Source organism: uncultured Novosphingobium sp. (assembly GCF_964277725.1).
In the GTDB taxonomy this organism is placed as follows: domain Bacteria; phylum Pseudomonadota; class Alphaproteobacteria; order Sphingomonadales; family Sphingomonadaceae; genus Novosphingobium; species Novosphingobium fluoreni.
On the sequence record NZ_CAXYKL010000192.1, the window covers coordinates 1 to 13,382 of the forward strand.

Here is a 13,382-nt window from a genome sequence, read left to right on the forward strand (position 1 = left end):
TCTACGAGTTCACCGTCAGCGACATGCCGGTGACCGTGGCGGTGGATGCCGAGGGCAACAACGTTCACCAGCTCGCCCCGCTGGTCTGGAAGGAGCGCATCGCGCGCGAGGCGGAGGCGGTCTGAACACCGCTTTGGCCAAGTCCTGGATGCTGCCATCCGTACCTGGTTGTCCCCGTCTTTGCGGGGATGACGAGGTGCGGGGGTATGGGAGTGATAGTGATTGGTCCTTCCCTTTTCTCCCCTCCCTGCCGAGTGGTGTCGAGACACGAAGGCCGCGCGCTGACTGCGTGCGAAACGAACTGATAGTCTAGCCGCGACCCAAGGGGGTCATCGTCGCTTCATCGACCAACCCCCGATCCCGCTCGACCAGCGCAGTGGCGACATCCGTGCCGATCGCGCTATCATCGCCGGCCATGACCGACCTTTCCCACCCACGCGTCCCCGCGCGCCTTGTCCTGGCTTCGCTGGCGGCGCTGTGGGCGTGCTATTTCACCGTCGCCACATTGCGTGGGATGCTGCTGGGGCTGGATTTTATCTGGCCCATCGTCTCGCGCCGGCTGACGATCTGTATCGTCTCCATGCTGGTGATGGCGGCCCTATGGCCCGTGCTTCAGGTGTTCGATCGCAAGTCGTTCACCACCCGCCTGCTGGTGGTGGTGATCGGTGCGCTGCCCGTCAGCCTGCTGCTGAGCTTCATCAACGACAGCATCTTTTCGGACATGGAGGTCAAGACGCAGGAGCAGGAAGTTGCGAGGACGGTGCGTATCCAGCGCGACCCCCTGGGAAACATCCTGGTGGATGTGCCATCGCCCCCGTCACCGCCGCCGATCCCGGATGAGAACAGCAAGGCGCCACCGGTCCCGCCGGCTCCCTCCGTCATCACGACGAACGAGGGCAGGCGCACCATCACCATCCACACGCGCGAGCGGGAGACGACGGCGGCAAAACCGGAAGGCGCGTCCGATGGGAAGCAGGGCCGTTGGGCCGCGGTCGCTGACACGGCATTTGGCCGCTACTTCCTGGTCCTGGCCTGGGCCGCGTTCTACTTCGCGCTGGCCAAGGCGGAGGAAGCGCGTGCCGCCGAACGCCGCGAAGGGCAGTATCGCCGCGCTGCGGAGCAAGCCGAATTGCGGTCCCTGCGGTATCAGATCAATCCGCACTTTCTGTTTAACACGTTGAATTCGCTGTCCGCCTTGGTCATGGTCGGCCGTTATGACGATGCCGAAACGATGATCCAGACGCTATCGACCTTCTACCGTCATACCTTGTCCGGCGACCCGACCGGCGACATGGCGCTGACGGACGAGATCGAGTTGCAGAAGCTTTATCTCAAGATCGAATCGGTTCGCTTCCCGGATCGGCTGAGATGCGAAATCGATATCGACCTGGATGTTGCCGATGCCATGGTTCCGGGCATGATCCTCCAGCCCTTGGTGGAGAACTCTGTGAAGTACGGCGTCGCCGCCACGCAGGAAGCCGTCACGATAACCGTCGCCGCCCACCGCGAGGGTGACGAACTGGTGATCGCAGTGAGCGACGATGGCCCCGGCACGCCGGTGCCCGGGACGACCAGCAGCGGCATCGGCCTGGAAAATGTGCGCGATCGTCTGCGCGCTCGCTTTGGCAAAGCGGCATCGGTTCATTTCGGCAAGCCCTCGCGCGGAGGATTCCGGACGATCCTGCGCATGCCCCTGCACCGCGACGGAGAACTCCGCGATGACGATTGAACCAGGCAGCGAAGCGCTACGAACTCTGATCGTCGATGATGAGCCGCTGGCGGTGGAACGGTTGCAGGTGATCTGTGCCAAGCTGGAAGGCGTCACCGTGATCGGCACCGCCGGCGATGGCGAGGCGGGCCTGCGCCTGATCGATGCGTTGGAGCCCGATCTGGTCCTGCTGGACATGACGATGCCCCTGAAAGATGGGCTGGGCGTTGCCCGCGTCCTGGCCACGCGGTCCAAACCGCCGGCCGTGATCTTCGTCACTGCGCATGATCAATTCGCGGTGGAGGCGTTCGATCTGGAAGCGGTGGACTATGTCTTGAAGCCGGTCTCGCCCGAACGCCTGCAACGCGCGGTGCAGCGTGTCGGCCAACGGCGCGGACAGGGCGCCTCGGTCGCCCCGATCCCGGCCACGGCGGAGAGCGAATGGCTGACGGAATTCTGGGTGCCGCACCGTTCGGAACTGGTGCGCGTCGCGGCGGCGGACATCGATCGTATCGATGCCGAGCGCGATTACGTGCGGCTGCATGTGAATGGCCAGAGCTACATGCTGCTCCAGACCATCACCAGCTTGGAAGAGCGCCTCGATCCCACCCAGTTCATCCGCATCCACCGCAGCTGCATCTTGCGGCAGGACCGTATCGGCGGGTTGCGGCATGAAGGGCTGGGCGTGTGGTCTGCGGAAACCACGGCCGGACAAGTACTGCGGATCGGGCGGACTTACCTGGCCAAAGTCAAGAAACTGGCGGGGCGATAAGGCCTTCGCAGCCAGGGCATCAGCCTAGATACAAGCGGTGCTCACGCCGTGAGAGGCTGCTTTCCCGCTCGCTCTGCCGCCTTGCCGCGCGCCATCTCACCACCCTCTTCAAAGCGGGCAAGGTACTCGCGCAAGCCGCGCGGAGCTTTCTTGCGCCGGGGGTTGTACCAAGGCAGCAAATTGCGCGCGAGCTTGCGAGCCATGGCCTTGCGATAAATCGGAATATAGGCTGCGATGTCTGCCTTGACCTGCGCCTTGTCTCCCGGAGACATGCCGGGCCGATCCTGCTTGGCCATGTAGCCGATCATCTGACCAGTATAGCCGCCCAGGTGCTTCATGGCGAACCACAACCCGTACAGCCGATAGAAGTAGCCGTTTATGACGGCGTTCACGGGCCCACGACAGAACAGGGCCTTGTAGAAATCGAACATGACTGAGCGGTGTTCGAATTCCTCGGCCAGATGCCAGCCCCACAGATCGGCGATACGCGGATCGGCCTGCGAAACGAATGGCTTCAACTCGTCAAACCACAATTGCGCGGAAACCGCACCCATCGATTCAAACCCATCCGCATAGGCCAGCAGGAACTTGAGCGATCGGTTCTTTTCAAATTCGACGAGATCGTCGGCAAGGCGCTTTTCGAATTCCATCAGGCCGGGATAGCCCTGATCGGCGATAGCTTTGTTGAATAGCCGGTGCTGGCGAAAGTGCTGGGATTCCTGACCGATAAAGGCCTTCACGTCTTCCTTCAGCGCCGCATCCCCGGGGCCTAGCCGCTCTACCGCCGATTGCAGGATGCGGATCAGCCACGGCTCCATCGGCGTGGGGATGAAAGACGTGGCGTTACGATCATAGACGAACGCGCGGTTGCGGGCCCAGACTTTCGGCAGATCGTGAAAGCTGAACTTCGGGAAACGTACGATGATATCCATGCCAGCGCTCCGCAAGATGCCTGTCGGCAGGCTCGCAACCTATCCGCCAGCCTTCCCCGGGGATTAGGTATAGCGGGTCATATCTGCAGCCTTGAGATAGATCCAAGCCAATCCCTGGGGCATCCGCCGCGGACGGATGCTATATCGCTACGGCGATGAACGAAGACGGTCGGCGTTTGAAGTCAGCCTCCTTTACGGGCCTGATCTACGATTGCAGCCATCGTTTCCTTAGAGCGTGCGCGTGCCTCGTTGTAGCACTGGCGGACTGAGTAGGGCGGCAGGCGGCTGCCGGTCTGCGTCTCGGAAAAGCCGCAGGCGTCCTTCGCGGCCAGGTCGAGGCGACGGGCCAGAGTGCTCTTGCCCGCCGGCGTGGACAGATCGAGGTCCTTGTAGCTGACAGAGATGTCCTTGGCAGAGGCGGGGGCGGCGATGGCCATCGTTCCCATAAGGGCGGCGGCGGCGAGAGTTGCGGTCCTGATCATGATGCTGGTCTCCTGATTATGGCCCCAAGGCGAACGGCGTGTCCGGCGCTGTGAGGGTTGAGGGATGGGGGGGCGGATCAGCCGCCCAGGCGGGCGTCTTCCATGATCGTGGCGACCTGGGTGGAGGCCTTGGCGCGCGCCTGATGATAGCAGGTCATCGCGGAGTAGCTGGGGATGCGGTTCTCGGCTTCGAAATCGCATGCGACCTTGGCGGCGCGATCGACCCGGCGGCTGAGTTCCTTCTGGCCCTTGGCGCTGGCGAGATCGAGGTCGCCGTACCGAACGGTCACGTCCTTGGCGAGGACAGGCGCCGCAGTAGCGACAGTGGTGATGGCGGCGAGGGCGGCGAACATAGCGGTCTTCAACATGGTCTTTCTCCCTTGAGGAGCCGACCGGGGTGTTTGGCGGCTCGATGAGGGTCTTGTGAACCGGGCCCGCCGATCGCGCAGCACAGGCTCGACCGCGGCACGCCGCCGGTCGACCGGCGACAAGGACGGAGGACGAGCGACGAATGGCCATCGACGAACGACTTGGCCCCTTCCCCCGAACTGACACGCCGCACGGGATCGCCGTGCTGGCCAGCGCGGTAAGGGCGCGTTACATCGGCTGGCGATGGGTATCCTGATCGTTTTCATTCTGGGCATCGCCAATTTCGCCGCGCACCGCGCCGTGCTGGAAAGTGGCCATCCCCTGGTCGATGCGATGCCCCGGCTGTTCCGCGCGCTGGGCGGGCGGATGAGCTTCGTGGTGGAATTCGCGATGCTGGTGGGAGCGTTGTGGATGGTCTCGGCCGGGTCCACTGGATGGGCCGCCGCCTACTTGTGCTATAGCGCCGTCAATGCGCTGGCGGCCTGGCTAATTCTGTCTGGGCGAACGTGAAGGGGGAACCTCCCTCCCCGCGCCCGGTTGCACGATCATGACCCAAGCGAACACGCACGATGCCAGCGACTTGTCCGCCTCCAAGGTCTGGCTGGTCCACAACGAGTCCAGCGGCAGCAACGATGAAGCCGCGCTGGAGGATCTGCGCGCCGCCTTTGGCGATGCGGGCCTCGCGCTGGTAGGCGATACCTGCTTCCCGCGTGAAGATGCGCCCACGCCCGCCGATCTGGACGCGGCCAGCGCCGATACGGTCGCGATCTTTGCCGGTGATGGTACGATCAGTTCGATCGTTGCCGGGCTGGCGGGCTGGCAAGGCACCGTGTTGCCGCTGCCGGGCGGAACCATGAACATGATGGCCCGGCGCCTGCACGGCGATGCTACCGGGCCTGAAGTGATCGCTCGCTTTCGGGAAGGGCTGGTCAATCGCATCTATCCGCCCGTCATCGGATCACGCCACGCCACGGGGTTGACGGGCGCCTTGGCCGGACCGGGCACTGCTTGGGCGGATGTACGCGAGGCGATGCGCGAGCCGACGCTGACCGATTTGTGGAACAGTGCCACCGAAGCCTTTGCCCAGTCCACTTCAGGCGCCAAAGTGGCGTGTCTCAATGCCGACTGCGGCCGTGAGGAGGGCTATACCGCCATCACCCTCACGCCGCAGCAGGACGGTATCGAAGGCGCGGGCTACTACGCGGAATCGCTGCTCGATTTTGCCAAGCAGGGTGCCGCATTGTTGCAACGGGACTTTCGTAGCGGTCCTCATGACGGGCTAGGCCGCCATCGCACCATGCGCATCGCCTGCCCGGATGGCAAACCGATGGGCCTGTTGATCGATGGCGAGCCCTACGATGGCGCAGTAGAAGAGGAATTCAGCTTGGACACCAGCAAGATCGCGTTCTGGGCCACGGCCGATGCACGGTAGAGCGGGCGACATGCGGCGCGATTCCAGGCTCGGTCCGATCAAGCTGTTCCACATCAGCGACATCCATTTCGGGCTGGAAGATCCCCAGGCCTTGGACTGGGTTGAGGATTGCATCGCGTCCGAACGGCCCGACGCGGTGGTCGTCACCGGGGACTTGACGATGCGGGCGCGCCACAAGGAATTTGTCGCCGCCTGCAAGTGGATCAGCTCGCTGGACGTGCCGGTGACGGTGGAGATCGGCAATCACGACATGCCGTATTTCAACCCGATCGAGCGGTTCCTGGACCCCTACAAGCGATTTCGCAGTATCGAGGCGGTGCTGGAGCGGGAACTGGACTTGGGCGGCCTTGCCATCGTGCCGCTCAAGACCACGGCGCGTGCGCAGTGGCGCACCAACTGGTCCAAGGGCTGGATCACCCGTCCCGCCCTGAAAAAGACGCTGGCGATGATCGATGCCCTGCCGGAAGGCACGCCCGTGCTGATCTCGGCCCATCATCCGCTGGTCGAAGTGAATTCGCAAGGCAGCGTGCTGACCAAGCGCGGTGGCAAGGCGCTGGAGGAACTGGCCAAGCGCAAGGTGCTGGGCGTGATGACCGGCCACGTCCACGATCCGTTCGACCTGATCGAGCAGACTGCCGCCGGCCCCGTGCGCATGATCGGCGCAGGTACACTGTCGAAGCGGGTGCGCTCCACCCCGCCAAGCTTCAATCAGATCATCGTCGATGGCACCAAGGTGATCGTAGAGGCGCGCAATCTGGCAAAGGTGCCCACGCCCGATATGCAGATCGACGACGTGCCGGAAAACGCACTCCCGCCGCGTCGGCCCGAAGAGCCGGTCTCGCCTGTGGCCGCCGTACCGCGCGAGGATCCGCCGGTACGTTGAGGTGAAAGCCGGGGGCGTTACCCCCGGCCGATTCGCAGAAAGCGCTCCTCGCGCCGCGCGGTAAGTTCCGCCGGGGCAAGGCCCGACAAATCATCCAATTCCTCACCGATCGCACTGGCGAGCGCCGATGCCGTGGCAGTCACGTCGCGATGCGCGCCGCCTAGCGGTTCCGGCACGATCCGGTCGATCACGCCCAGCGAGAGCAGGTCCTGCGCTGTCACCTTCATCGCCTCGGCCGCGTCCGCCGCCTTGTCTGGCGTGCGCCACAGGATTGACGAGGCGCCTTCTGGCGAGATTACCGAATAGACTGCGTGTTCCAGCATCAGCACACGCTCACCACTGGCGATGGCGACTGCGCCGCCCGAACCGCCTTCGCCAACGATCACCGCCACCATCGGCACCGGCAGCGAAAGGCATGCCTCGGTGGAACGGGCGATCGCTTCGGACTGGCCGCGTTCTTCGGCCTCGACGCCCGGGAACGCGCCGGCGGTGTCCACCAGCGTAATGACCGGCAGACCGAACTTGCCGGCCATCTCCATCAGGCGCACCGCTTTGCGATAGCCCTCTGGTTTGCCCATGCCGAAGTTGTGCTTCAGGCGGCTGGCGGTATCGTGGCCCTTTTCATGCCCGATCAGCATCACTTTGCGACCGTTCAGGCGCGCAGGCCCACCCAGGATCGCCTCATCCTCGCCAAAGCGACGGTCGCCACCCAGCGGCATGAAATCCTCGAACATATGGTCGACATAGTCGAGGAAATGCGGCCGCTGCGGATGGCGGGCGACTTGCGTCTTCTGCCAGGGAGAAAGCTTGGCGTACGTGCTTTTCAGCAGGGCCGCGCTCTTCTTTTCCAGCTTGTCGATTTCGCTGGCGATATCGAGCTGGCCGTTCTCCGCCGTGGCGCGCAACTCGGCGATACGCGCTTCAAGGTCAGCGATCGGCTTTTCGAAGTCGAGGAAGCTGATCATTCAGCACGCTCCGCCAGCCATTCTTCCAGCCACTTGATCGTGTAGTCGCCAGATCGGAAATCGGCCTCGTCCATCAAGGCTTGGTGCAACGGGATCGAGGTCTTGATCCCGCCGATCACCATTTCCTCCAGCGCGCGCTTCAGCCGCATGATGCAGCCTTCGCGCGTGCGGCCCGAGACGATCAGCTTGGCGATCATCGAATCGTAGTAGGGCGGCACGCGGTAACCGGCGTAGAGCCCCGAATCGACGCGGACGTTCAAGCCACCTGCAGCGTGGTAGTGCTCGACCAGGCCGGGCGAGGGCGCAAAGGTCCAGGCGTCTTCAGCGTTGATGCGGCACTCGATGGCGTGGCCCCGGAATTCGACATCCTCCTGGCGGACCGATAGCGGATGGCCTTCGGCAACGCGGATCTGTTCGCGTACCAGATCCAACCCTGTGATCGCTTCCGTAACGGGATGCTCCACCTGAAGGCGGGTGTTCATTTCGATGAAATAGAACTCGCCCGCTTCCCACAGGAACTCGATCGTGCCCGCACCGCGATAGGCCATATCGGCCATGGCCTTCGCCACCACGCCGCCCATTCGCTCACGCTCTTCGGGCGTGATGATGGGGGAGGGGGCTTCTTCCAGCACCTTCTGGTGGCGGCGTTGCAGCGAGCAGTCGCGCTCGCCCAGGTGGATCGCCTCACCTTTGCCGTCACCGAAGATCTGGAACTCGATGTGGCGCGGATTGCCGAGATACTTTTCCATGTAAACGGTGGCATCGCCGAACGCCGCCTTCGCCTCGGAGCGGGCCTGACCCATCTGGCTTTCCAGCTCTTCCTCGTGCTGGACCACCTTCATGCCGCGCCCGCCGCCGCCAGAGGCCGCCTTGATCAGCACCGGATAGCCGATCTCAGCTGCCAGCGCCTTGGCTTCGGCCACATCTTCGATCGCGCCGTCCGAGCCGGGCACCAATGGCAGGCCCAGGGCACCCGCGGTGCGCTTGGCCTCGACCTTGTCGCCCATGGTGCGGATATGTTCGGGCTTGGGGCCGACCCAGATCATCCCGTGGGCCTCCACGATCTCGGCGAACTGGGCGTTCTCGGACAGGAAGCCATAGCCCGGGTGGATCGCATCCGCCTGGGTGATCTCTGCTGCCGAAATGATCGCGGCGACGTTGAGGTAGCTGTCCTTCGCGGCCGGCGGACCTATGCACACCGCATGATCCGCCAGGCGGACATGCATCGCGTCGGCATCGGCGGTGGAATGCACCGCCACTGTTTCGATGCCCATCTCCCGCGCGGCACGGTGGATGCGCAGCGCGATTTCACCACGATTGGCGATCAGCAGGCGCTTGATGGGTCTATCGACGTTAGCCATGGTTAGCCGATCACCACCAGGGGCTGGTCGTATTCGACCGGCTGGCCATTCTCAACCAGCAGCGCCTGCACGGTGCCGGTCTTAGGCGCGGTGATCTGGTTCATGACCTTCATCGCCTCGACGATCAGCAGAACGTCGCCCGCCTGCACGGCCTTGCCGACGCTGACGAACGGCGCGGAGCCGGGTTCGGCCGAGAGATAGGCCGTGCCGACCATCGGCGATTTCACCGCATCGATCGGAGCTGCTGCGACCGGTGCTTCGACCGGAGCGCTCGTCGCCGCAGCCGAGACCGGCGCAGCGGCCAGCGCTTGCGGTACGACGGAAGCGACTACGGGCGCAGCCTGGCGCACCACGCGGATCTTGCGTTCCCCGTCTTCCACTTCGATTTCGGTGAGACCGGTGGCGGCCAGCAGCTCGGCCAGCTCGCGCACGAGTGCGCTGTCGATGTTCACGCTACGTCCTTTCGGGTAAGATAATCGAGCAGGCGCGCCAGCGTTGCGCGCAGCTCAGAGCGGGGCACGACCTGGTCGACCATGCCATGTTCGCGAAGATATTCGGCCCGCTGGAAGCCGTCCGGCAGCTTCTCGCGGATGGTGTCACGGATCACGCGTTGCCCGGCAAAGCCGATCAGCGCGCCGGGTTCAGCCAGATGGACATCGCCCAGCATCGCATAGCTGGCAGTGACGCCGCCGGTGGTGGGATCGGTCAGCACGACGATATAGGGCAGACCAGCGCGCGACAGACGGCGCAGTGCCACGGTGGTCTTGGGCATCTGCATCAGGGACAGGATCCCTTCCTGCATCCGCGCGCCGCCCGCTGCGGTGAACATCACGAAGGCACACTTACGCTCCACCGCGCGTTCGGCGGCGCGCACGAACGCCTCGCCCACCGCCATGCCCATCGAGCCGCCCATGAAGGCGAAGTCCTGCACGGCCACGATCGCGGCTTGCCCATCGATCGCACCCTCCGCCGCAGTCAGGGCATCGGGAAAGGGATTGGCGGCACGCGCGGCCTTCAGCCGATCGGAATACTTCTTGCTGTCACGGAAGTTGAGCGGATTTTCCGGCACGGTCACTGCCGGCAGCACGGTGTAGCCCGGATCAAGGACCTGTGCGAACCGCGCCTGTGCGCCGACCCTGCCGTGATGCCCGCAGCGCGGGCAGACCGAGAGGTTGTCCTCCCACGCCTGAGTAAACACCATTTCGGCGCAAGAGGGGCACTTGGTCCAAAGATTGTCCGGTGTATCGCGCTTGCCGAGTGAACCCAGCGAATTGCGTACCTTGGTTATCCAACTCATGTTTGCGACGCCATGCCCTGTACCGCGGTCGGTTCCCATAGGCGCAACGCCATGGCGATGCAAATGGCGGAATCGCGATAGGTGCGTTCGAAAACGCGGATCGGTGGATCACAAGGTATCAGGCCGCGGCGCGCACTCCGTCCCGACCGTTGCGCTTGACGTCGTAGAGGGCGGCGTCGGCGGCCTCGAAGAGATCGGACCGCGTCATTCCGGCGTGAAGTTGCGCCAGACCGCAGCTGAGCGATACGCGGATCGGGAAGCGCCCGGCATCGGCGATCGGCGTCGAGCGCAGGGTCTGTGCGATGCGCTCGCAAGCGGCGGTGGCGATGGCGACATCGCAATCGAACAGGATCGCGAATTCGTCACCACCCAACCGCCCGACCGTGTCGGTGGCACGCGAGCCCGCCTGCAGACGTTGGGCGACCGTCTCCAGCACCTTGTCGCCGACGGGGTGGCCATGGGTATCGTTGATCATCTTGAACCGGTCGACATCGATCAGGGCGAGGGTCAGCGGGCCGGTGGCGTGGTCCAGCGCATAGATCAGCTGTTCGCGAAAACCCTTGCGGTTCAGCACGCGGGTGAGATCGTCGGTCTTGGCAAGGATCGACATCTTCACTTCGCGCGATTTGCGTTCTGAAATGTCGCGCAAGGTAATGATCATGCCCACTCGCCGCTCGTCTTGGCGGACTACGCCGATCGATGCTTCCACCGTGCGCGAGGGCAGGCCCTCGGGTGCGAAGTCGATGATCGCGGGCGTTTCCTGATCTTCCAGTCCCTGCGCCAGCAGCAAGAGAGAGGGGCTGATCAGCGCTGCTGCCTCTTCAATCGTACGACCTACAAGAGCAGCCTGCGCCACGTTCGTCAGCGATTCCAGCTGACCATCGGCCCAGCGGCACGTGCCGGTCTCATCGAAGCTGAGAATGCCCTCGGGCGCGTTGGCGAGGATCAGCTGCAGCGCTTCCTGGTGTGCCGCCAGTTCCGCCAGGGCGGAGGCGCGCGAGGTCACCGTCGCCGCCACGGGCAGGGCGGTACATAGCAAGACGCCCAGATAGACCTGGAAGTAGAACGCCTGCGCGAAAGGATTGATCATGATGATGGAAAGTGGGCCGGTCCCCGCAAATGTCGTGACTGCTCCCACCAAGGCGATGATCGCGATACCCGCGAACGTGCCCAGACGCCCAAGCCGAAACGAGATCAGCAGCAGCGAAGACATCGGAAGGAACAGGATGGGAAAGCGGGCAAGGCCGAACACGGCAATGCACAAAAGGCCGTGGGCGCCGAGCATCGCAAAGGTTTCCGCCCGCTGCGCCGGAGTCTTGCTTTGATAGCACCGCAAGTAGCTGCCATCGAGAATGGCCAGCAGCATCGGCGTGCCGATCAAAAGACCCAGGGAAGAACCGCAAAACCATCGGAGAACGGATTCGCCGAACGGTTCGCCAAAACTCAGGTGCGATACGATCGATCCGGCTATCGCCCCCAGCAGGGGGGCGATAAGCCCGGCGTAAAGCAGGAACTGGCCGCTGGCGCGGGTATTCCCTAGGAAATCACCGCCAGGCTTGACGTGGCGAGCCAAGAGATGGCCGGCAAAGGCCACCTGTGCCATGTTGATGCCGCCGTAAAATGCCAGACTAAATGATGGCCCGCGCGTGATCGCATTGGCCACCAGGTTGCCGATCCATCCGCACAGCAGGATTGCCCGCCATGCCGAGCGTTGAGATTTCAAAAGCAACGCCAGGATCAGTGCGTCGGCTGGCCATACGGTAGCGTGGGAATGGCCACTGCTGGTGGTGTGGATCGTCAATGTGGCGATGAGGCAGTAGCCAAGAGCCGCAATTACGCAGGACCACATCTCCTGCCCGCTGCTCGCGGAAATTTTTTCTCTCGCCCCGTCCATGGCTTACGAGATGGCATCGAGTGGTTAATAAGATGATAATCTTAATGGCGACCGCTATGCCCTAGCGGGCAAACCCGTAGGTTGCGATCCCCTATCCGCCGCAGGAGACGTGAAAGAGGGCCCGCAGCATGGCTGCGAGCCCTCTTTCGGTAACCAAATTTCGAAGGAGCGATCAGCGCTTCGAGAACTGGAAGCTGCGGCGAGCCTTGGCGCGGCCGTACTTCTTACGCTCGACGACGCGCGGGTCACGGGTCAGGAACCCGGCGGACTTCACGGCGGCGCGCAGCGCGGGCTCGAACTTGCTGAGAGCCTGGGCGATGCCATGCTTCACAGCGCCGGCCTGCCCCGACAGGCCACCACCCTTGACGGTGGCGACGATGTCATACTGATCGACGCGATCGGTGATCTGGAATGTCTGCGCAATCACCAGACGCAGAGTCGGGCGAGCGAAGTAGATCGACTGATCACGGCCATTGACGGTGATCTTGCCGCTACCGGGCTTCAGCCACACGCGAGCCACAGCGTCCTTGCGGCGGCCGGTAGCGTAAGCGCGACCCTGCGCGTCGATTTCCTGCGCACGCAGAGGTGCGGCCGGGCCAGTGCGAACCGGAGCCTGGGTTTCACCCTGCTCGGCGTTCTCGATGGGAGCGTTGGTGGTCAGATCCTTGAGATCGGACAGGCTCGAAACGGTATCGGTGTCGGACATTACGCACCCACCTTGTTCTTGCGGTTCATGGAAGCGACGTCGAGCGGCTGCGGCTGGGTGCCGCCGTGCGGGTGCTCGGTGCCGCCATAGACGTGCAGCGCACGCATCTGGTCACGGCCCAGGGGACCGCGCGGAATCATGCGCTCAACCGCCTTTTCCAGGACGCGCTCGGGGAAACGGCCAGCCAGGACCTTGTCCGCGGTGACTTCCTTGATGCCGCCGGCATAGCCGGTGTGCTTGTAATAGGTGTGCTGCTTCAGCTTGTTGCCGGTGAAGCGCACCTTTTCCGCGTTGATGACGACGACGTGATCGCCGCAATCAACGTGCGGGGTGAAGCTGGGCTTGTGCTTGCCGCGCAGCAGATCGGCGATCAAGACGGCAACGCGGCCGACCACCAGACCTTCGGCATCAATCAGATGCCATTTCTTCTCAACCTCGGCCGGCTTGATCGACCGGGTGACCTTCGTGAGCGCCTTCATGGCTGGTCTATCCCTATATCCGTTTCGCGCCCAACCGATTCTCCGGCAGCGCGAGAAGGCGGCCCAATCGTGCAGATCGGCAGCTAAGTCAAGCTGGAGGCC

16 protein-coding genes are annotated in these 13,382 nt (G+C 63.6%); 6 read left to right on the forward strand and 10 right to left on the reverse strand.

Going from position 1 to position 13,382, the window contains the following annotated elements:
- The 3 genes from ACHWRX_RS10690 to ACHWRX_RS10700 all read left to right on the forward strand — a co-directional run.
- The coding region (locus ACHWRX_RS10690) for a fumarate hydratase C-terminal domain-containing protein (protein WP_394659196.1) at nt 1-125 on the forward strand (125 nt) is incomplete at its 5' end.
- 290 nt (nt 126-415) lie between these two features.
- Nucleotides 416-1,729, forward strand: coding sequence for a sensor histidine kinase (locus ACHWRX_RS10695; protein ID WP_394659185.1), 1,314 nt, complete (start codon nt 416-418; stop codon nt 1,727-1,729).
- Complete coding sequence (locus ACHWRX_RS10700) at nt 1,719-2,480, forward strand: LytR/AlgR family response regulator transcription factor (protein WP_394659186.1); 762 nt, start codon at nt 1,719-1,721, stop codon at nt 2,478-2,480. The genes ACHWRX_RS10695 and ACHWRX_RS10700 overlap by 11 nt, the downstream gene beginning before the upstream one ends.
- Before the next feature lie 41 nt (nt 2,481-2,521).
- Here ACHWRX_RS10700 and ACHWRX_RS10705 read toward each other — a convergent pair whose 3' ends face one another.
- The 3 genes from ACHWRX_RS10705 to ACHWRX_RS10715 form a co-directional block, all read right to left on the reverse strand.
- Nucleotides 2,522-3,412, reverse strand: a complete 891-nt coding sequence (locus ACHWRX_RS10705) for a metal-dependent hydrolase (RefSeq protein ID WP_394659187.1) — start codon at nt 3,410-3,412, stop codon at nt 2,522-2,524.
- 182 nt (nt 3,413-3,594) lie between these two features.
- On the reverse strand, nt 3,595-3,894 hold the full coding sequence (locus ACHWRX_RS10710) for a UrcA family protein (RefSeq protein ID WP_183615620.1): 300 nt from the start codon (nt 3,892-3,894) through the stop codon (nt 3,595-3,597).
- 77 nt (nt 3,895-3,971) lie between these two features.
- On the reverse strand, nt 3,972-4,262 hold the full coding sequence (locus ACHWRX_RS10715) for a UrcA family protein (protein WP_394659188.1): 291 nt from the start codon (nt 4,260-4,262) through the stop codon (nt 3,972-3,974).
- 244 nt (nt 4,263-4,506) lie between these two features.
- On the opposite strand from ACHWRX_RS10715, the gene ACHWRX_RS10720 reads away from it, so the two are divergent.
- From ACHWRX_RS10720 to ACHWRX_RS10730, 3 genes are read left to right on the forward strand one after another with little or no spacing between them, the layout of a single operon-like run.
- A complete protein-coding gene (locus ACHWRX_RS10720; RefSeq protein WP_183615619.1) occupies nt 4,507-4,773 on the forward strand; it encodes a hypothetical protein in 267 nt (88 codons plus the stop codon).
- A 37-nt stretch (nt 4,774-4,810) separates the two neighbouring features.
- The gene (locus tag ACHWRX_RS10725) at nt 4,811-5,695 is read left to right on the forward strand and encodes a diacylglycerol kinase family protein (protein WP_394659189.1); all 885 of its coding nucleotides are present in this window, start codon (nt 4,811-4,813) and stop codon (nt 5,693-5,695) included.
- A 10-nt stretch (nt 5,696-5,705) separates the two neighbouring features.
- The gene (locus tag ACHWRX_RS10730; protein ID WP_394659190.1) at nt 5,706-6,578 is read left to right on the forward strand and encodes a metallophosphoesterase family protein; all 873 of its coding nucleotides are present in this window, start codon (nt 5,706-5,708) and stop codon (nt 6,576-6,578) included.
- A gap of 17 nt (nt 6,579-6,595) precedes the next feature.
- On the opposite strand, the gene ACHWRX_RS10735 is transcribed toward ACHWRX_RS10730, so the two are convergent.
- The 7 genes from ACHWRX_RS10735 to rplM form a co-directional block, all read right to left on the reverse strand.
- Complete coding sequence (locus ACHWRX_RS10735; RefSeq protein ID WP_058735683.1) at nt 6,596-7,543, reverse strand: acetyl-CoA carboxylase carboxyltransferase subunit alpha; 948 nt, start codon at nt 7,541-7,543, stop codon at nt 6,596-6,598.
- Nucleotides 7,540-8,904, reverse strand: coding sequence for an acetyl-CoA carboxylase biotin carboxylase subunit (accC, locus tag ACHWRX_RS10740; RefSeq protein WP_288418248.1), 1,365 nt, complete (start codon nt 8,902-8,904; stop codon nt 7,540-7,542). Before accC ends, ACHWRX_RS10735 begins: the two co-directional genes overlap by 4 nt.
- Nucleotides 8,905-8,906: 2 nt before the next feature.
- Nucleotides 8,907-9,356, reverse strand: coding sequence for an acetyl-CoA carboxylase biotin carboxyl carrier protein (gene accB / locus ACHWRX_RS10745; RefSeq protein ID WP_394659191.1), 450 nt, complete (start codon nt 9,354-9,356; stop codon nt 8,907-8,909).
- Complete coding sequence (gene accD, locus ACHWRX_RS10750) at nt 9,353-10,201, reverse strand: acetyl-CoA carboxylase, carboxyltransferase subunit beta (RefSeq protein ID WP_394659192.1); 849 nt, start codon at nt 10,199-10,201, stop codon at nt 9,353-9,355. Before accD ends, accB begins: the two co-directional genes overlap by 4 nt.
- 118 nt (nt 10,202-10,319) lie before the next feature.
- Nucleotides 10,320-12,050: a diguanylate cyclase gene (locus tag ACHWRX_RS10755; protein WP_394659193.1), complete on the reverse strand. Its 1,731-nt coding sequence runs from the start codon at nt 12,048-12,050 to the stop codon at nt 10,320-10,322.
- Between the two features lie 217 nt (nt 12,051-12,267).
- Nucleotides 12,268-12,801 carry a 30S ribosomal protein S9 gene (rpsI, locus tag ACHWRX_RS10760; RefSeq protein ID WP_394659194.1) on the reverse strand — a complete coding sequence of 178 codons (534 nt, stop codon included), beginning with the start codon at nt 12,799-12,801 and terminating at the stop codon, nt 12,268-12,270.
- Entirely contained in the window at nt 12,801-13,280 is a 480-nt protein-coding gene (gene rplM, locus ACHWRX_RS10765; RefSeq protein ID WP_394659195.1) for a 50S ribosomal protein L13, read from the reverse strand. Before rplM ends, rpsI begins: the two co-directional genes overlap by 1 nt.
- Nucleotides 13,281-13,382: the final 102 nt, after the last annotated feature.

What these genes read in the sequence shown, in the direction of transcription:
- ACHWRX_RS10700 (WP_394659186.1), top strand. Translation starts at nt 1,719, where the DNA reads ATGACGATTGAACCAGGCAGCGAAGCGCTACGAACTCTGATCGTCGAT.
- ACHWRX_RS10705 (WP_394659187.1), bottom strand. Translation starts at nt 3,412, where the DNA reads ATGGATATCATCGTACGTTTCCCGAAGTTCAGCTTTCACGATCTGCCG.
- rpsI (WP_394659194.1), bottom strand. Translation starts at nt 12,801, where the DNA reads ATGTCCGACACCGATACCGTTTCGAGCCTGTCCGATCTCAAGGATCTG.
- rplM (WP_394659195.1), bottom strand. Translation starts at nt 13,280, where the DNA reads ATGAAGGCGCTCACGAAGGTCACCCGGTCGATCAAGCCGGCCGAGGTT.
- ACHWRX_RS10695 (WP_394659185.1), top strand. Translation starts at nt 416, where the DNA reads ATGACCGACCTTTCCCACCCACGCGTCCCCGCGCGCCTTGTCCTGGCT.
- ACHWRX_RS10710 (WP_183615620.1), bottom strand. Translation starts at nt 3,894, where the DNA reads ATGATCAGGACCGCAACTCTCGCCGCCGCCGCCCTTATGGGAACGATG.
- ACHWRX_RS10755 (WP_394659193.1), bottom strand. Translation starts at nt 12,050, where the DNA reads ATGTGGTCCTGCGTAATTGCGGCTCTTGGCTACTGCCTCATCGCCACA.
- ACHWRX_RS10730 (WP_394659190.1), top strand. Translation starts at nt 5,706, where the DNA reads ATGCGGCGCGATTCCAGGCTCGGTCCGATCAAGCTGTTCCACATCAGC.
- ACHWRX_RS10720 (WP_183615619.1), top strand. Translation starts at nt 4,507, where the DNA reads ATGGGTATCCTGATCGTTTTCATTCTGGGCATCGCCAATTTCGCCGCG.
- accC (WP_288418248.1), bottom strand. Translation starts at nt 8,904, where the DNA reads ATGGCTAACGTCGATAGACCCATCAAGCGCCTGCTGATCGCCAATCGT.
- ACHWRX_RS10725 (WP_394659189.1), top strand. Translation starts at nt 4,811, where the DNA reads ATGACCCAAGCGAACACGCACGATGCCAGCGACTTGTCCGCCTCCAAG.
- ACHWRX_RS10735 (WP_058735683.1), bottom strand. Translation starts at nt 7,543, where the DNA reads ATGATCAGCTTCCTCGACTTCGAAAAGCCGATCGCTGACCTTGAAGCG.
- accD (WP_394659192.1), bottom strand. Translation starts at nt 10,201, where the DNA reads ATGAGTTGGATAACCAAGGTACGCAATTCGCTGGGTTCACTCGGCAAG.
- ACHWRX_RS10715 (WP_394659188.1), bottom strand. Translation starts at nt 4,262, where the DNA reads ATGTTGAAGACCGCTATGTTCGCCGCCCTCGCCGCCATCACCACTGTC.